The organism is Mesorhizobium sp. B2-5-11, from assembly GCF_006440835.1.
Classification (GTDB): domain Bacteria; phylum Pseudomonadota; class Alphaproteobacteria; order Rhizobiales; family Rhizobiaceae; genus Mesorhizobium.
Genome location: NZ_VFUK01000005.1, coordinates 1 through 16,538 on the forward strand (window position 1 = coordinate 1; position 16,538 = coordinate 16,538).

Consider the following 16,538-nt stretch of genomic DNA (forward strand, 5'->3'; position numbering starts at 1 on the left):
AGCCTCCATCCGCTGGCGATAAAACCGGACAACTCACGTGCTACCTAATCCGGACAACTCATCTGCTTACGACATTGACCGCCGTTATGGCTTGGCATTCGGCGCCGGATCGACTAGATGAGCCCCGCGCCTGTTGCTTTGACGGCTCAGGTGCGGGCAGGGAGTCCGCTGGTTGGCGGCGCCCGGTGCGGAAGTTCCGCAGCCCAAAGGGAGAGCATCTCCCCAACCCGCGCGGCGAAACCGGCCGGCGCGAAAGGCAAGGACGGAGAGGTGGCCGAGTGGTTGAAGGCGCACGCCTGGAAAGTGTGTTTACGGGAAACCGTAACGCGGGTTCGAATCCCGCTCTCTCCGCCATCCTGCTTCGCTCTTCGAGCTTCGCAGGATTGGCTCAATCGACGACGCGAAGCAGGATGCCCTCCGAAGCTTCAGCGTAGGAGGGCAGGGTCATCAACCTTGCCGACCGGCTTGCACGATTAAAAAAGCAGCTGTCCGCACACGACCCGGTTTTGGAATTCCTGGTGATCTGGTAGTGGTAATCCCGATCACAGGAGATGGCATGCCGGACGATGTAATGGTGCGCGACAGCAACGGCGCTCAGTTGAGTGACGGCGATTCCGTTACGCTGATCAAGGACCTCAAGGTCAAGGGCACTTCGGAGACGATCAAGCGCGGCACGTTGGTGAAGAACATTCGCCTTAACGGTAATCCCGGTGAGATCGAATGCAGTACCAGGCAAGTGAAGGGCCTGGTGCTCAAAACCGAGTTCGTAAAGAAGGCGTGACCCTCAAGGCGGTCGAGCCGCAGGGGTAGAATGCGTTTACCGGCGGCGAGCCGTTTCGTCGGCCAACCTGTTACCCCTTACGACTGACGATATCGCTGGAGCGCCAGGACGCGTTCACCACTTCCAATTCATCCGCCGAAAATCTTTATAAAATTCCTATTTCTTTCCGCTTTGCCCCGTCTCGAACCTTTATGGCGATCGGGTCCATATTCCGCTTTGAGAAAAACGTCGGACGCCGTCACCCAAGTGGACGGGGCGTTCTCACGTAATCGCCAAGCTGCTTCGAGCGGGCGCAAAGTGGAAAAATCAAAGCAAGGACAAGCACAATGGACATCATTGTTCTCGGGATCGGGGTTTTGTTTTTCGCCCTCTCCTTTGCCTACGTCAAAGCCTGCGACAGAATTTGAGCGATCGGGCCATGCTTGTCGATTACATCCTCGGTGGCGGCGTGACGTTGTTCCTGCTCGCCTATCTGACATACGCCCTGATCCGCCCGGAACGCTTCTGACCGGCGCACGGAAAGCCACATCATGACTATCAACGGATGGATACAGATCCTTCTCTATTGCGGGATCCTGGTTTTGCTCGTGAAGCCGCTGGGCGGCTACATGCATCGCGTCTTCACCGGCGACCGCACCTTGCTGTCGCCGGTGCTCGGCCCCGTCGAGCGGGCCCTTTACCGCCTGGCTGGAACCGGCGACCAGGAGCAGCACTGGACGGGTTATGCCGCCGCCATGCTGTTGTTCAACCTTGCCGGTTTCCTGGCGCTCTATTTCCTGCAGCGCCTGCAAGGCGGCCTGCCCTACAACCCGGCCGGCATGAGCGCGGTCGAGCCGGGGCTCGCCTTCAACACCGCCGCCAGTTTCATGACCAATACCAACTGGCAGAACTACGGCGGCGAGAGCACGATGTCCTATCTCGTGCAGATGGCCGGCCTCACCGTGCAGAACTTCCTGTCGGCGGCCACCGGCATCGCCATCGCCATGGCGCTGATCCGCGGCTTTGCCCGCGCTTCCGGCAAGTCGATTGGGAATTTCTGGGTCGATATGACCCGTGCCACGCTCTACGTGCTTTTGCCGCTCTGCGTCGTGCTCACCCTGGTCTATGTTTGGCTCGGCATGCCGCAGACGCTGGGAGCCTATGTCGACGCCACCACGCTCGAAGGCGTGCAGCAGACCATCGCCGTCGGGCCGGTCGCCTCGCAGATCGCCATCAAGATGCTCGGCACCAATGGCGGCGGCTTCTTCAACGCCAATGCCGCGCATCCCTTCGAGAATCCGGACGCCATCTCCAACCTGATCCAGATGCTGTCGATCTTCGCCATCGGCGCGGCGCTCACCAACGTCTTCGGCCGCATGGTCGGCAACCAGCGCCAGGGCTGGGCGATCCTGGCCGCTATGGGCGCGCTGTTGATCGCCGGGGTCGCGGTCTGCTATTGGGCGGAAGCCGCGGGCAATCCGCTGGTCCATGCGCTGGGCATCGACGGCGGCAACATGGAAGGCAAGGAAACCCGCTTCGGCATCGCGCTTTCGGCGCTGTTCGCGGTCATCACCACGGCGGCTTCCTGCGGCGCGGTCAACGCCATGCATGACAGTTTCACCGCGCTCGGCGGCATGATCCCGCTCATCAACATGCAGCTCGGCGAAGTCATCGTCGGCGGCGTCGGCGCCGGCTTCTACGGCATCCTGATGTTCATCCTGATCGCCGTCTTCGTCGCCGGCCTGATGGTCGGGCGCACGCCCGAATATCTCGGCAAGAAGATCGAGGCCAAGGAGGTCAAGATGGCGATGCTGGCGATCCTGTGCCTGCCGCTGGCGATGCTGACCTTCACGGCCATCGCGGTGGTCCTGCCGAGCGCCGTGGCATCGATCGCCAATGGCGGTCCGCACGGCTTCTCCGAGATCCTCTACGCCTATACGTCGGCGGCGGCGAACAACGGCTCGGCCTTCGGCGGCCTCACCGGCAACACGCCCTGGTACAACATCACGCTGGGTCTCGGCATGCTCATGGGCCGTTTCCTGGTCATCATCCCGGCGCTCGCCATCGCCGGCTCGCTGGCGGCGAAGAAGACCGTGTCCGCCTCGGCCGGCACGTTCCCGACCGACGGCCCGCTGTTCGTCGGGCTGCTGGTCGGCGTCATCGTCATCGTCGGCGGCCTGACCTTCTTCCCGGCGCTCGCCGTCGGGCCGATCGTCGAGCATCTGGCCGCCATCCACGGGCAGACATTCTGAGACGGAAGTGTCTTGGCTGAAACGGAAATGTCCTGGTTCAACAACAGGCATCGCAACGATCGCCATCCCGCCGACAACGGAAAGGAGGAACGGCCTCCTCCTTTCCCCACCATGTCGACATTCCTCGGCATCGCCGCCGTCATGATCGTTCTGTGGTTGCTGGCCTACGGGCTTCCGCATCTTCTTTCGGCATCCGACCGCTCGGTGCCGTCCAACAACACCGAAGCTGGAGCTTCAAAATGAGCCAGTCGAAATCAGCCAGCATCATGGATGCCGGCATCCTGTGGCCCGCCATCGGCGGCGCCTTCAAAAAGCTGAACCCACGCACATTGGCCAGGAACCCGGTGATGTTCGTCGTTGCCGTCGTCTCGGCGCTGACATCAGTGCTTTTCGTCAAGGACCTCGCCAGCGGGCGCGGCAACCTCGGCTTCACCATCCAGATCATCATCTGGCTGTGGTTCACCGTGCTGTTTGCCAACTTCGCCGAAGCCGTCGCCGAAGGCCGCGGCAAGGCGCAGGCCGATTCGCTGCGCAAGGCGCGCACCGAGACCCAGGCCAAGCTCCTGACCGGCGAGGACCGGACGAAATTCAAGCTGGTGCCCGGCACCAGCCTGAAGGTGGGCGACGCCGTGCTGGTCGAGGCCGGCGACATCATCCCCTCCGACGGTGAGGTGATCGAAGGCGTGGCTTCGGTCAACGAGGCGGCGATCACGGGCGAATCGGCGCCTGTCATTCGCGAATCCGGCGGCGACCGCTCCGCGGTCACCGGCGGCACGCAGGTGCTCTCCGACTGGATCCGCGTGCGCATCACCGCCGCCGCCGGCCACACCTTTCTCGACCGCATGATCTCGCTGGTCGAGGGCGCCGAGCGCCAGAAGACCCCGAATGAGATCGCGCTCAACATCCTGCTGGTCGGCATGACGCTGATCTTCGTGCTGGCCACCGCTACCATCCCGAGCTTCGCTTCCTATTCGGGGGGCTATATCCCGGTCACGGTGCTCGTCGCTTTGTTCGTGACCTTGATCCCGACCACTATCGGCGCGCTTTTGTCGGCCATCGGCATCGCCGGCATGGACCGTCTGGTGCGCTTCAATGTGCTCGCCATGTCCGGCCGCGCCGTGGAGGCGGCCGGCGACGTCGACACGCTTTTGCTCGACAAGACCGGCACGATCACGCTCGGCAACCGCCAGGCGACCGAATTCCGCCCGGTGAAGGGCGTCACCGAGCAGGAACTGGCCGATGCGGCACAGCTTGCCTCGCTCGCCGACGAAACGCCGGAAGGCCGCTCGATCGTCGTGCTGGCCAAGGAGAAATACGCCATCCGCGCCCGCGACATGGCGACACTGCACGCCACCTTCGTGTCCTTCACCGCGCAGACCCGGATGAGCGGCGTCGACATAGACGGCTCCTCCGTGCGCAAGGGCGCGGTCGATTCCGTGCTCGCCCATGTCAACCAGACGACATCAGCCAGCCACGCAACGCGCCCGAACAGCGATACGATCAGGGATCTCCAGGCGATCGCCGACGAGGTCGCCAAATCGGGCGGCACCCCGCTTGCGGTCGAGCGCGACGGACGCCTGCTCGGCATCGTGCACCTCAAGGACATCGTCAAGGGCGGCATCCGCGAGCGCTTCGCCGAGCTGCGCAGCATGGGCATACGCACGGTGATGATCACAGGGGACAATCCGATGACGGCGGCGGCCATCGCGGCCGAAGCCGGCGTCGACGACTTCCTTGCCCAGGCGACGCCGGAGGACAAGCTGAAACTGATCCGCGACGAGCAGGCCAAGGGCAAGCTGGTCGCCATGTGCGGCGACGGCACCAACGATGCACCGGCTCTTGCCCAGGCCGACGTCGGCGTCGCCATGAACACCGGCACGGTGGCGGCGCGGGAGGCCGGCAACATGGTCGACCTCGACAGCGATCCGACCAAGCTGATCGAGATCGTCGAGATCGGCAAGGCGCTGCTGATGACGCGCGGTTCGCTGACCACCTTCTCCATCGCCAACGATGTCGCCAAGTACTTCGCCATCATCCCGGCCATGTTCGCCGTGTTCTACGTCGCGCCCGGCCAGACCACAGGTCCGCTGCAGGCGCTCAACATCATGCATCTGGGGACGCCGCAGAGCGCCATCCTGTCGGCCATCATCTTCAATGCGCTGATCATCATCGCGCTGATCCCGCTGTCGCTGCGCGGCGTCAAATACCGGGCGATCGGCGCCGGGGCCCTGCTCAGCCGCAACCTGCTCGTCTACGGCCTCGGCGGCATCATCGTGCCGTTCGCCGGCATCAAGATTATCGACATGGCCGTCACGGGCCTCGGCCTTGCATAAGGGATCATTCCGATGCTCAAGCAAATCAGACCCGCGATCGTCATGATCGTCTTCTTCACCGTGCTGACCGGGCTCATCTATCCCATCGGCATGACCGGCATCGCCCAGGCGCTGTTCCCGAAACAGGCCAATGGCAGCCTGATCGAGAAGGACGGCAAGGTGGTGGGTTCGGAACTGATCGGCCAGGCCTTCGCCAGCGACCGCTATTTCCACGGCCGGCCCTCGGCGGCCGGCAATGGCTACGACGCCGGCGCCTCCAGCGGCTCGAATCTGGGTCCGACCAACCTCAAGCTGATCGAGCGCATCAAGGGCGACGCGGCGAAGTTGAAGGCCGAAAACCCCAATGCGCCGGTTCCGATGGGCCTCGTCACGACATCGGGCAGCGGGCTCGATCCCGACATCAGCCCCGAGGACGCTTCTTTCCAGGTTCCGCGTGTCGCCAAGGCCAGGGGTATCGATGAAGCCAAGGTCAAGGCGCTCGTCAACAGCCATGTCGACGACCGGGAGCTCAGCGTCCTGGGCGAGCCGGTGGTCAATGTGCTGGCCCTCAACCTCGCATTGGACGACACAGCCAAGCAATGAAGGACAGCGCCGGGGATCGACACCGTCCCCGGCGCCGTTCAAACTGGATGCCGATGCCGGACGAGAGAAGCAACGTCGAAAACAGACCTTCCCCCGACGCGCTGCTCGAGCATGCCGAGCGCGAGGGCCGCGGGCGTCTGCGCATCTTTCTGGGCGCGGCACCGGGCGTCGGCAAAACCTATGAAATGCTGATGTCGGGACGCGCCAGGCTGGCCGACGGCATCGACGTGGTGATCGGCGTGGTCGAGACGCACGGCCGCAAGGAAACCCTGGCCCTCGTCGAGGGCTACGAGGTCATTCCGCGCCGCCCGGTCGAATACAAGGGACGCACCCTCGACGAGATGGACATAGACGCCATCCTGGCACGCCGCCCGGCACTGGTCCTGGTCGACGAACTCGCCCACACAAACGCGCCCGGCAGCCGTCACCCCAAGCGCTATCTCGACGTGCAGGAAATCCTGGCGCGCGGTATCGACGTCTACACGACGCTCAACATTCAGCATGTCGAAAGCCTGAACGACGTCGTCGCCCAGATCACGCGGGTCAGGGTGCGCGAGACGGTTCCCGATTCCATCATCGACCAGGCCGACGATGTCGAAATCATCGATCTGACGCCCGACGACCTGATCAAACGGCTGGAGGAAGGCAAGGTCTATTTCCCCAACACCGCCCAGCGCGCCATCGAGAACTATTTCTCGCCGGGCAATCTGACGGCGCTGCGCGAACTGGCGCTGCGCCGCACCGCCCAGCGTGTCGACGAACAACTGCTCAACCACATGCAGTCCCATGCCATCCAGGGCCCATGGGCGGCGGGGGAAAGGGTGCTCGTTTGCCTCGACGCGCGTCCGGGCGGGGCGGCGCGCGTGCGCTATGCGCGCAGGCTGGCCGACCGGCTCCGCGCGCCATGGACGGCGCTTCATGTCGACACGCCTCGTTCGGCCGCCATGTCGGAAGAAGAGAAGGACAGGCTGGCGAACCATCTGCGCCTCGCCGAGCAACTCGGCGCCGAGGTGACGACCATTCCGGGCCAGAACGTCGCGCAGGACATCGTGCGCCATGCGACGGCGAACAATTTCACCCATATCGTGGTCGGCAGGCCGACCCGGTCGCGCTGGCGGGAATTGATCGAGGGCTCGCTCACCTATGATCTGATCCGCAATGCCGGCGACATCAGCGTCCATGTCATCTCGGGAACCGAGCGCGATACCGACGCAGCATCGAGAAAGGTCAGGACGGCGGCCGAGCAGCGGCCGTTCCAGATATGGCCGTATCTGTTCGCCACGGCCTATGTCGCGGGCTCGCTGGCCGTCGGCACGGTTCTCGATCAGTTCCTCGACGTGCGCAATCTGGCGATCGTGCTGCTGCTGGCGGTGCTGACATCGGCGGTGACGTTCGGACTGTGGCCGGCCTTGTACGCCTGTTTCCTGAGCGCCCTTGCCTTCAACTACTTCTTCCTCGAGCCGCGCTACACGCTGACGATCAGGGATCCCGAGAGCATCGTTGCGTTTGCCGTCTTCCTCGTCGTTGCCGTCATCGCCAGCAACCTGACGGCGCGCGTGCAGCGCCAGGCCGTCGCCGCCCGCTCACGCGCGCGGGCCACGGAGGACATCTACCTGTTTTCCAAGAAACTGGCTGGCGCCGGTACGCTCGACGACGTCCTGTGGGTCACGGCCTTCCAGATCGCCTCCATGCTGAAACTGCGGGTCGTGCTGCTTTTGCCCGAAAACGGCGCCATCACCGTCAAGGCGGGCTATCCGCCCGACGATACGCTGGCCGAGGCCGATATCGCCGCGGCCCGCTGGGCCTGGGAGCACGACCGCGCCGCCGGCCGCGGCGCCGATACGCTGCCCGGTGCGAAGCGGCTCTATCTGCCGCTACGCACAGGACGCACGGCGGTCGGCGTGGTCGGCCTCGACAACGACAAGCAGGGTCCGCTGCTGACGCCCGAGCAGCAGCGGCTGCTCGACGCGCTGGCCGACCAGGCGGCGGTCGCCATCGAGCGCATCCAGCTCGTCGCCGATGTCGACCGTGCCAAGCTCGCGGCCGAAGCCGACAGGCTGCGCTCGGCGTTGCTGACCTCCATCTCCCATGATCTGAAGACGCCGCTCGCCGCCATCATGGGCGCGGCCGGCACTCTCAGGGAGTTCGCGCCTGATCTGCCCGAGCAGGACCGGACGGAGCTGTTGTCGACGGTGGTCGACGAAGCGGAGCGGCTGAACCGCTTCATCGCCAATCTGCTCGACATGACCAAGATCGAATCCGGTGCGATGGAGCCCAATTATGCGCTGCATTATGTCGGCGACGCCGTCGGCACCGCGCTCGATCGCGCCCGCAAGATCACCAGCGAGCACAAGATCGAGGTCGATATTCCGCCCGACCTGCCGATGCTGAAGCTCGACCCTGTGCTGTTCGAGCAGGTCCTGTTCAATCTGCTCGACAATGCGTCGAAATATTCGCCGCCCGGCTCGACGATCCGCCTGCAGGGCTGGACCGACATCGGCTCCGTCGTGCTTCAGATCATGGATGAGGGATTGGGCATCCCTCCGCAGGATCTTGAGCGCGTGTTCGATACTTTCTACCGGGTGCGCAAGGGCGACCAGGTGCGCGCCGGCACCGGGCTCGGCCTGTCGATCTGCCGCGGCTTCATCGAGGCGATGGGCGGCACGATCTCGGCCGCCAACCGGACCGACCGTTCGGGTGCTGCCTTCACCATCAGGATGCCGGTGCCGGCGGAGTTGCCCAACATCGGCAATCGCATCGGCTCCAGCGCGGATCAGCCTCGATGACCAATTCGAACGTCAGGATATTGGTCGTCGATGACGAGCCGCCGATCCGCAAGTTGCTCCGGGTCGGCCTCGCCAGCCAGGGCTACGCGGTCAGCGAGGCGCCGAACGCCAAGGCGGCTATCGAGCTGATGGTGCAGGAAAAACCGGATCTCGTGCTGCTCGACCTTGGCCTGCCCGGCATGAGCGGCCATGAACTGCTGCGCAAATGGCGCGACGACGGCCTCGATATCCCGGTGGTCATTCTCTCCAGCCGCGCCGACGAGGCCGGCATCGTCGACGCGCTCGAACTCGGCGCCGACGACTACATCACCAAGCCGTTCGGAATGAACGAGCTGGTGGCGCGCATCCGTGTGGCACTGCGGCACAAGTTCCAGCAGCAGGGCGAGAGGCCTGTATTCCAAACCGGAGATCTTTCCGTCGATCTGGTCAAGCGCATCGTCAAGGTCGGGGGCAAGGAGGTGAAGCTGTCGCCCAAGGAATACGACATTCTGCGCATTCTCGTGCAGTATGCGGGCAAGGTTCTCACGCACCAGTTCCTGCTGAAGCAGGTGTGGAACGATTCGACCGACGTGCAGTATCTGCGGGTCTATGTCCGGCAGTTGCGGCAGAAGATCGAGAAGACGCCGGACCAGCCGCGCTACATCACCACCGAGACCGGCGTCGGCTACCGCCTGCGCGAGGTCGAATGAGCGTTGCCTGGCCTGATTAGCCGACAGCTTCCGGCAGCCGGTTCGCGGTCGTCGATGTGCGCAGGGCGGCGACGCAGCCAATGATGCCGAGCGGCACGAAGGCGAGGAACAGCCAGGTTGCCACATCAGCCGCCGCGTCCCGGTTCAGGCCTTGCGAGAAGCCGCTGGCATTGGCGACGATGCCGGCAAGGGCGGCACCCACCGCATAGCCGATGCGCTGCATGGTCGGCACCGCGGCCGAGGCGATGGTCTGCTCATCTTCCGGCGCGGAGGCCACGATGACGCGCGTCAGGAACGGCCAGGCAACGCCGAAGCCGCCACCCTGCAAAAGGGCGCATACCAGGATCAGCGGGATCGAGCCTGCCGGGATGGTGTAGGCGAAACCAGCGAGGCCGGTGGCGATCATCAGGGCGCCGATGACGATGATCAATCTCTCACGCTCCTGTGGCGCGTTGGCGACAAGGATCGACAGGATCGACCAGGCGATCGATTCGGCGGCGATGATGTAGCCGGTGGTCAGGAGCGGAACGTGGTGCAGCGTGGTCAGAAGCAGCGGGCCGTAAATGGCAAAGGAACAGGTCGCCACCGAGAAGGCGGCGACCATGGTCATGCCGCTGCCGACCGGCGTGCGCCACGAGAACAGCTGCGAGGGGAAAAGCCGAGATTTCGGCTTCAGCGCATCGATACGGAAAAACAACACAAGGCCGACCAGGCCGAGCACCATCAGCAGCGATGAGCGCAGAAGGGCGATGTCGACGCCCGCCGAGGCGATCAGCACGACGGCGACGGCAAGGCAGCCAAGCGCTATGAGCGGGAAGGGTGGTGCCTTGCCCGCGCCGGCACTAGGCCTCGTCGCTTCCGGCGTGTCGAGCACGACGAAGCTCGCCAGCGCCATCGCCGCACCGCCGAACACGAAGATGCCGAACGCCCAGCGCCATGACAGAAGCTCTGTCATGATCGCGCCAAGCATCGGCCCGCTGAAGGCGGCGACGCCCCAGATCGCCGACATGATACCGAAAAGCTGCGGCCAGATGGCCCGCGGAAACAGGCGCTCCACCGAGACAAAAGCCAGCGACACCAGCGCGCCGCCGCCCAGGCCCTCGATCAGGCGCCCGGCCAGGAACAATTGCATCGAGGGCGCGGTGGCGCAGATCAGCGCGCCGGCCGCGTAAAGCAGCGCCGCGACCACCATGTTGGTGCGCAGCGCCACATAGCTGACCAGCCGTCCGGCCGCGGCACCGGCGACGATGGCGCCCAGTTCATAGATCGCCAGCGACCAGCCGACGAGCTGCACGCCCGCCAGTTCGCCGATCATGGCGGGCATGACGGTCGCCACCATCGTCTCGTTGGTGGCGTGCAGCAGGATGCCGAGGCTGATGAAGCAGAAGCGCGCGAGGTCGCCGCTCGCCCACAATGCGCGCCAGTCGACCCTGTTTGTGCTGATGTCGGTCACTTCGGTCCCTCGAATTTCATATCCCGATGCAAACGCATGGCGCCAGGAGCCGGCTCGGGGGTCCGGCAGGACCATGGTCGGATGGGTTTGTAGAACCTCAACCAAGCTTGAGCTCAAGCGATTTTTTGGACATGTTCGTGGATGCCCGCATCCCTGGCCGGCCGGCATCGCCGGCCAATCAGTTCTCCGTGCTGCGCAGCTGGAACTGGCTGACACCGATGGCGAAATTGATGCCGGTCTGGGTCTGCAGGCTGAGCGGCTGCAAGGTGAAGGACTGCGAGGAGCCGCCAACCAGCAGATTGGCCCCGGCGCCGACGGTTGCCGTCACCTCGGCGCTGGCGCCGACATAGTCGCCGGCCAATGCGCCCGGCGCGTAGATGTTCTTCAGCGGCGTCAGCACCAGCCATCGCATCACCGCCTGCTTGGTCGTGCCGATGTCGAGGCCGTATTTGTTGACCGCGCCGAAATAGGCTTCCGGCGCGAAAGTCTTGTCGGCAGGGGTGAAGGTGCAGCTCAGATCCTTGCTCGAGCCGAAGATGAAGCCGGTGCCGCCCGATATGGCGCATTCAAGTGTGCCGAGCTCGATGCCCTGGTCCTGTGCCTGGGCCAAGGCGGGGCTGGCAATGGCAACGATGGCAGCAAGGATCATTTTGCGTGTCATGGGCCCCTCGTGCATTCGCTGCAGCCATCTTTGAGGAGCAGATGACACTGCTTCGCGAGCGAAGGATGCCAGGTCAGTGCACGGGGTCCGGTCGATGATCGTCGGGCTTTGGCCGGCAACCGTCTATGGCGGGATGTATCGTCCACTGGTTCTGAGGCTCCTGCTGGGATGCGACGGTCAATGGCGATCCTGCCGTCTCAACGGCTTCACACCAGCGCGCGGGGCTGCCGTCGGGAACCGGGGATTCGTTCCAGCTGCCGTTCCAGGTGCCGATCTTCTGACAGTGCTTGATGGGATGGATTTCGTTCCAGCCGTCATGTGCCGAATCGTAGACCCACGTTCCCTTGACGAACAGGATGTCCGCGCCGCGGCGCGTCGGATCGTTGACGTGAAGATCGCCGAGATTCTCGTCGAGATCCGTCGGATTGGCTGTGTCGAGCAGGCCGACTATGCCGCCTATGATGACGATGACCGCCGCGATGAGCGACAGGACCGCGCAGGCGATCCAGCCGAAGAAGGGAATGGCGCAAGCAACCGCGGCGGCCGTGGCGACTGGAATTGCGGCAAGGCAGGCTATCATGAGGTCGTAGACGCCGGCGCCTTCGAACTCGCAATGCAGCACCGCGGTCGGGTCGTCATTGGCCCATTGGCGCGCTTCCTGACCTTTCCAGTCGAGGCCCGCGCCCTGGATCGCAGGCGTGTTGGCGATCAGGCGTCCAAACGGCGCTATCTTTTCGGCCGTTGCCTGGTTGGTGAATTCGACGACATTGGCCGGCACCAGATTGAGACTGTAGTCGGTGTCGAACCGGTCCAGTCCCGACTTCTCCTCCGGCGGATCGACCTTGAGCAGCCAGCCCACCGCGCATTCGTCGCCACCGAGACAGATCAGCCGGTCGTACAGCCACCAGCGGCAATAGGCCAATATGGCCGCAAGCGCCACCAGCATGGCGGCCGGTCCGGGAAGGGCGCCCACAAGGATGAGCGGCAAAGCGACCACGGCCGCCGCAATGATCATCTGCCCGTATTGTTTGCCGTGGTGATTTCCGACCGATACGCATTTGGTGTAGTGCCGATAAGCCATGGCGACCCCCTATCGCTCGACATAGAGCGTCACGCCGCCGGCGAGGCCGCGGGCCGAGAAAGCATGAACGTTGATTGCCTTACGGCCGGTGAAACCGGCTGGCGGTTCAATATTGACAGTGACGGGGATTTCCTCACCCGGGGCAAGGTCCGCTCGTGCGGGCTCGAACGTGACAAGCCAGCCGGCGGGCAAAGGATGCGATTGACGGGTGTGGCCGACAGGCACTGCCGCGATGGTGCCGGGGAAGGTGCGCAAGGGCCGGCGACGCGGCCTCGGGCGAGGGCGCGGCTCACAGACCGGCAATTCAGGAAGGGAATAGGCATCGGCCTCGAGACGAAATCCCATCCTCTCCCGCTCGCCATTGCGCAGGCGAAATTCAAATCTTGCGGGCGAATGGGCGACACCGACGGTGGTGTTGTCCTGGCCTAGGTTGTTGTTCGGGTTCGCATCGTCGAGCCAGTCGAGCAGGACCTGGATGCAATAGTGACCAGGCGCTGCCGGAGTTCGCCATTTGACCGACGCGAAAGCCGGATGGTTGGCCCCGCCCTTGACGCCGAGATCGGTCCTGGTCTCATCGATCCAATGCGACACCGTGCCGATGCCGAAACTCAGATAGGAGAATTTCACCGGCAGATCGACGACCGGGGCCTCGGTCGAGTTGTTCCAGATACGGGCGACGATTTCATATTCGGTGTCGGGCGCCAGCATATGTGGTGCGACAGGATTGCCGCCGCTTCGGATCTCGATGTCGGGGTTGTCCCATGTGACGGCGAGGCCCTGGCCCATCAAATAATACTGCGCGTAGATCAGGGGATCCGGGCGTTTATAGGCGGGGTCGCTGATCTTGACGCAACGTTGCGGCCCGCTTCGGTCCAACCGATCGGGGAGCTTCATTCTTTCGCAGAGCAATCTGGCGAGGGCGCAGATCCGGGCAGCGATCTGGCGCAGGTTCGATGGCCACTCGGTGAACGCGTCGGCGAGCGCGTTCAGGAAATCCAGTACTTTGGGGAGCGGGTTCATGGCCAGTCCGCGGCCATTTCGTCAACGTCGCTGTCGACGCATGAAAAACCAGACAGCGGCAATCAAGAATGGTGCGAGTATCAGAAGAAGTTCGAAGGATCCCGACCCGCCATCGGGCGAAAATCCGAATAACTGCTCGATGAAATCCATCACGGCCTCCGGCAGCTGCAACAAAATTGCATTCGACGATGTCTTTACATCTGCCGGAGCTCGCGCGCATTTTCGCGCAGAGCCAGCAACATTTCCGGTTGGTAGCACAGAACGAGCAAGTCTTCCATCGGCAATAATTTCGATCTGCTAGCTTGGCCTGGTCACAGCAGTTCGCAAATGCAAAGCGCGCGGCGGAACCAAGTCCACCGCGCGCTATTTTGATCATCGCGCGGTTGCCGTCCGTGCCGAGAAGATCAACGTGCCGTTACTTGAGAGAGTGGATCAGCTCAAGCGAGGTCACGGCAACGGCCAGGTTGACGCCGGTCTGCGCCTGGACGCTGAGCGGCTCCAGCATGAAGGCGCTGTCGAAGCCGCCGACCAGCAGATTGGCGCCGCCGCCGGTCACGACGCTCGCCTCGGCATTGACGCCGTAATAGCTGCCGGCAAGGTCGCCCGCGTCGCGGTCACGGGTCGCGGCAAACACGGCCCAGGCGAGTTGGCCCTGGTGCGTCTTGCCAACATCGACGCCGAGCTTGGAGATGACGCCGGTGTAAATCTCGGCCGGACCGTGATGATAGGGGCGGAAGACACAGGACACGCCCTTGTTGGATGTCACGATGTAGCCGGTGCCGCCGTCGATGGTGCAGTCGAGCGTGCCGAGCTGCAATCTGCCGGCGCTTGCCGGTGCAACAGCGAACATGGTCGTGGCGAGCGCAGCGGCGCAGACGAGTTTCTTGGTCATGGGAGGTCCTTTCGCAAAACGCTTCAAAGTAACGGCTGGGTGGCCAGACCGTTCCGCTGAAACCTTGGCGCGAACAAGGCAGGCGATCACGGCTTGCAGCGGGGTCAGCGCGCGGTTGCCGGATTGATGGCGATCTGCGGCGATACGTGTCCTTTCGGACACGCATCCGACGCGTGTGGGCTTGGCCGGCCTTGCCTGATCTCAGCTGACGCGGGCGAGGCCATCCTTGGCAGGCTGGTAGGTGGGATCGAGCCGAACGGCTTCGCGGTAGGACTTGGCCGCCTTGGCCTTGTCGCCGCGCCGCTCGTAGATCAGCGCCTGGTTGGACCAGGCCTCGGCGTTCTTGCCGTCGAGCTTGATGGCCATGTTGAAATCGGAGAAGGCATTGTCCTCGTCATTGGTGGCGAGGTAGGAAAGGCCGCGGCCATTATACGGCTCGGCGGCGTCCGGGGCCAGCGAGATGGCGGTCGAGAAATCCTCGATAGCGAATTTGTGCTGGCCCTGGCTCTGATAGATCAGGCCCCGATTGTGATAGGCGCGGGCATCGGTCGTGTCGAGCTGGATCGCCTTCTGGAAATCGTTGAAGGCTTCCTGGGTGCGGCCGGCCTTCCGGTAGAGATTGCCGCGGCCGATATAGGCGGCATCGTAGTTGCCGTTGATCTGGATCGAGCGGTTGTAGTCCGCCAGCGCTGCTTCCTGATTGCCGAGGAAGCGCTGGATGAGCGCACGGTTCGAATAGGCCTGGTAGAAATTCGGGTTAAGCTGGATGGCCTGGTTGAAATCCTTGAGCGCCGCCTGGTACTGGCCGCCCCGGCCATAGGCCGAGCCGCGCACATTGTAGCCTTCAGGATCCTGCGGATTGCGCTGAATCACCGCCGACAGCGATGAGATGTTCTCGCTCGACCCTTGCGCCTTGTCGATGTTGTTGAACTCGCCGGTCGGGCCCGAGGTCTGGCAGCCGGCAAGCATCAATCCGGAAAGCAGGGCTGTCGCCAGGGCAAAGCCACGAAATGTGGTTTTGCTCTCCACGCTGATTGCGTTCATGTCTGCCCTGTCCTCACTTGCCGCGTCATTCAGGTCCGGATCCCCCCTCCGGGCCGGGTCACATCAAAATAAAAAGGTGGCGGCGATTCCGCATCGCGCCACCCTTGGTATCCTTCGAAAAGGACGAAATATAGGCGTTAATCAGCGCGGCGGACGCGCTGCACCGGCCGCACCGCCGGCAGCCACCGGACGCGGCGTCATCGGCAGCAGGCCTTCGCGCTGTGCGCGCTTGCGGGCCAACTTGCGGGCGCGGCGAACGGCTTCGGCCTTTTCACGGGCGCGCTTCTCGGAAGGCTTCTCGTAGTGACCGCGCATCTTCATTTCGCGGAAGATGCCTTCGCGCTGCATCTTCTTCTTGAGAGCGCGAAGCGCCTGATCAACATTGTTGTCGCGGACGAGTACCTGCACGGGCAATCCTGTCTTTCGGGTTTGATATCAACAGGCAAGCGGCCATAGCCACTAGCCTCCGCGGCGATTTACACCACGAATTGTGGCGGCTGATAGCAGAATCACGCCGCGCTGTCCACAGCCGAAATGAACGGAGGCGGCCAATTCGCCCAGCGGGCGCTCGCAAGATAGGCAGCCAACTACGCGGTGGCCAGATGCAACCGCTCAAAATCCTCGAAGAATTCGCCATAGTCGCAGGTTATCTCTTCGCCCGCCGCTATGTCGCGGGTCGCGGTTGCCCCGCCATATTGCGAAAAGTCCGTGTTCGGCGTCGCCGAATGGTTCATGAAGCGGCCATTGTCGACCTCATAGACCACGAAGCCGGGCCGGTCGGGACTGGGATAGGCGTAGCGGTCGAGCAGTTCCCTGAGATGCGAGGGTGCCGCCTGGTATTTTTCCAGCGGGATCAGCCGGTCGAAATCCGGGTCGAGCTGCCAGATCGAGGCGCCTTTCCTGATTGGCTCGGCGGCGAACACGCCGACGCCCTCGATTGCGCTTTGGGCGACATAGGTTTTGATCAGCAGCATGGTTCCGGCCC

16 protein-coding genes and 1 tRNA gene are annotated in these 16,538 nt (G+C 63.6%); 9 read left to right on the plus strand and 8 right to left on the minus strand.

The window, feature by feature from the left end:
- Positions 1–264 precede the first annotated feature (264 nt).
- From FJ490_RS16630 to FJ490_RS16670, 9 genes are all read left to right on the plus strand, one after another.
- Positions 265–354 (plus strand) — tRNA-Ser (locus FJ490_RS16630).
- A 202-nt stretch (positions 355–556) separates the two neighbouring features.
- Positions 557–781 (plus strand): alkylphosphonate utilization protein, encoded by a 225-nt coding sequence (locus tag FJ490_RS16635; RefSeq protein WP_140513729.1) that lies wholly within the window; start codon positions 557–559, stop codon positions 779–781.
- Between the two features lie 418 nt (positions 782–1,199).
- Positions 1,200–1,289 carry a K(+)-transporting ATPase subunit F gene (gene kdpF, locus FJ490_RS16640; RefSeq protein WP_015315765.1) on the plus strand — a complete coding sequence of 30 codons (90 nt, stop codon included), beginning with the start codon at positions 1,200–1,202 and terminating at the stop codon, positions 1,287–1,289.
- 22 nt (positions 1,290–1,311) lie between these two features.
- Positions 1,312–3,012 carry a potassium-transporting ATPase subunit KdpA gene (gene kdpA / locus FJ490_RS16645; RefSeq protein WP_140729002.1) on the plus strand — a complete coding sequence of 567 codons (1,701 nt, stop codon included), beginning with the start codon at positions 1,312–1,314 and terminating at the stop codon, positions 3,010–3,012.
- 12 nt (positions 3,013–3,024) lie between these two features.
- The gene (locus FJ490_RS16650) at positions 3,025–3,255 is read left to right on the plus strand and encodes a hypothetical protein (RefSeq protein ID WP_224518924.1); all 231 of its coding nucleotides are present in this window, start codon (positions 3,025–3,027) and stop codon (positions 3,253–3,255) included.
- On the plus strand, positions 3,252–5,345 hold the full coding sequence (gene kdpB / locus FJ490_RS16655) for a potassium-transporting ATPase subunit KdpB (protein ID WP_140729003.1): 2,094 nt from the start codon (positions 3,252–3,254) through the stop codon (positions 5,343–5,345). The genes FJ490_RS16650 and kdpB overlap by 4 nt, the downstream gene beginning before the upstream one ends.
- Before the next feature lie 12 nt (positions 5,346–5,357).
- Positions 5,358–5,927 carry a potassium-transporting ATPase subunit KdpC gene (gene kdpC, locus FJ490_RS16660; protein ID WP_140584302.1) on the plus strand — a complete coding sequence of 190 codons (570 nt, stop codon included), beginning with the start codon at positions 5,358–5,360 and terminating at the stop codon, positions 5,925–5,927.
- A gap of 53 nt (positions 5,928–5,980) precedes the next feature.
- On the plus strand, positions 5,981–8,713 hold the full coding sequence (locus FJ490_RS16665; protein ID WP_140584303.1) for a sensor histidine kinase KdpD: 2,733 nt from the start codon (positions 5,981–5,983) through the stop codon (positions 8,711–8,713).
- Entirely contained in the window at positions 8,710–9,402 is a 693-nt protein-coding gene (locus tag FJ490_RS16670) for a response regulator transcription factor (protein ID WP_140560272.1), read from the plus strand. Before FJ490_RS16665 ends, FJ490_RS16670 begins: the two co-directional genes overlap by 4 nt.
- A gap of 16 nt (positions 9,403–9,418) precedes the next feature.
- On the opposite strand, the gene FJ490_RS16675 is transcribed toward FJ490_RS16670, so the two are convergent.
- From FJ490_RS16675 to FJ490_RS16710, 8 genes are all read right to left on the minus strand, one after another.
- Positions 9,419–10,855 carry an MFS transporter gene (locus tag FJ490_RS16675; protein WP_140522458.1) on the minus strand — a complete coding sequence of 479 codons (1,437 nt, stop codon included), beginning with the start codon at positions 10,853–10,855 and terminating at the stop codon, positions 9,419–9,421.
- Positions 10,856–11,033: 178 nt separating this feature from the next.
- The gene (locus tag FJ490_RS16680) at positions 11,034–11,516 is read right to left on the minus strand and encodes a DUF992 domain-containing protein (protein ID WP_140513722.1); all 483 of its coding nucleotides are present in this window, start codon (positions 11,514–11,516) and stop codon (positions 11,034–11,036) included.
- Positions 11,517–11,589: 73 nt separating this feature from the next.
- Positions 11,590–12,597 carry a hypothetical protein gene (locus FJ490_RS16685; protein WP_140584305.1) on the minus strand — a complete coding sequence of 336 codons (1,008 nt, stop codon included), beginning with the start codon at positions 12,595–12,597 and terminating at the stop codon, positions 11,590–11,592.
- 9 nt (positions 12,598–12,606) lie between these two features.
- On the minus strand, positions 12,607–13,617 hold the full coding sequence (locus tag FJ490_RS16690) for a hypothetical protein (RefSeq protein ID WP_140729004.1): 1,011 nt from the start codon (positions 13,615–13,617) through the stop codon (positions 12,607–12,609).
- A 415-nt stretch (positions 13,618–14,032) separates the two neighbouring features.
- Positions 14,033–14,509, minus strand: a complete 477-nt coding sequence (locus FJ490_RS16695) for a DUF992 domain-containing protein (RefSeq protein ID WP_140522452.1) — start codon at positions 14,507–14,509, stop codon at positions 14,033–14,035.
- A 201-nt stretch (positions 14,510–14,710) separates the two neighbouring features.
- On the minus strand, positions 14,711–15,553 hold the full coding sequence (locus FJ490_RS16700; protein WP_140496334.1) for a tetratricopeptide repeat protein: 843 nt from the start codon (positions 15,551–15,553) through the stop codon (positions 14,711–14,713).
- Between the two features lie 141 nt (positions 15,554–15,694).
- Positions 15,695–15,961 (minus strand): 30S ribosomal protein S21, encoded by a 267-nt coding sequence (gene rpsU / locus FJ490_RS16705; protein WP_010911429.1) that lies wholly within the window; start codon positions 15,959–15,961, stop codon positions 15,695–15,697.
- Positions 15,962–16,140: 179 nt separating this feature from the next.
- Positions 16,141–16,527: an SET domain-containing protein-lysine N-methyltransferase gene (locus FJ490_RS16710; protein WP_140729005.1), complete on the minus strand. Its 387-nt coding sequence runs from the start codon at positions 16,525–16,527 to the stop codon at positions 16,141–16,143.
- Between the last annotated feature and the right edge of the window lie 11 nt (positions 16,528–16,538).

Bases quoted from the DNA above. Each gene is read 5' to 3' on its own strand.
- FJ490_RS16695 (WP_140522452.1), bottom strand. From the start codon at position 14,509: ATGACCAAGAAACTCGTCTGCGCCGCTGCGCTCGCCACGACCATGTTC.
- FJ490_RS16680 (WP_140513722.1), bottom strand. From the start codon at position 11,516: ATGACACGCAAAATGATCCTTGCTGCCATCGTTGCCATTGCCAGCCCC.
- kdpF (WP_015315765.1), top strand. From the start codon at position 1,200: ATGCTTGTCGATTACATCCTCGGTGGCGGCGTGACGTTGTTCCTGCTC.
- kdpA (WP_140729002.1), top strand. From the start codon at position 1,312: ATGACTATCAACGGATGGATACAGATCCTTCTCTATTGCGGGATCCTG.
- FJ490_RS16700 (WP_140496334.1), bottom strand. From the start codon at position 15,553: ATGAACGCAATCAGCGTGGAGAGCAAAACCACATTTCGTGGCTTTGCC.
- FJ490_RS16710 (WP_140729005.1), bottom strand. From the start codon at position 16,527: ATGCTGCTGATCAAAACCTATGTCGCCCAAAGCGCAATCGAGGGCGTC.
- FJ490_RS16665 (WP_140584303.1), top strand. From the start codon at position 5,981: ATGCCGGACGAGAGAAGCAACGTCGAAAACAGACCTTCCCCCGACGCG.
- kdpB (WP_140729003.1), top strand. From the start codon at position 3,252: ATGAGCCAGTCGAAATCAGCCAGCATCATGGATGCCGGCATCCTGTGG.
- kdpC (WP_140584302.1), top strand. From the start codon at position 5,358: ATGCTCAAGCAAATCAGACCCGCGATCGTCATGATCGTCTTCTTCACC.
- FJ490_RS16670 (WP_140560272.1), top strand. From the start codon at position 8,710: ATGACCAATTCGAACGTCAGGATATTGGTCGTCGATGACGAGCCGCCG.
- FJ490_RS16690 (WP_140729004.1), bottom strand. From the start codon at position 13,617: ATGAACCCGCTCCCCAAAGTACTGGATTTCCTGAACGCGCTCGCCGAC.
- FJ490_RS16635 (WP_140513729.1), top strand. From the start codon at position 557: ATGCCGGACGATGTAATGGTGCGCGACAGCAACGGCGCTCAGTTGAGT.
- FJ490_RS16685 (WP_140584305.1), bottom strand. From the start codon at position 12,597: ATGGCTTATCGGCACTACACCAAATGCGTATCGGTCGGAAATCACCAC.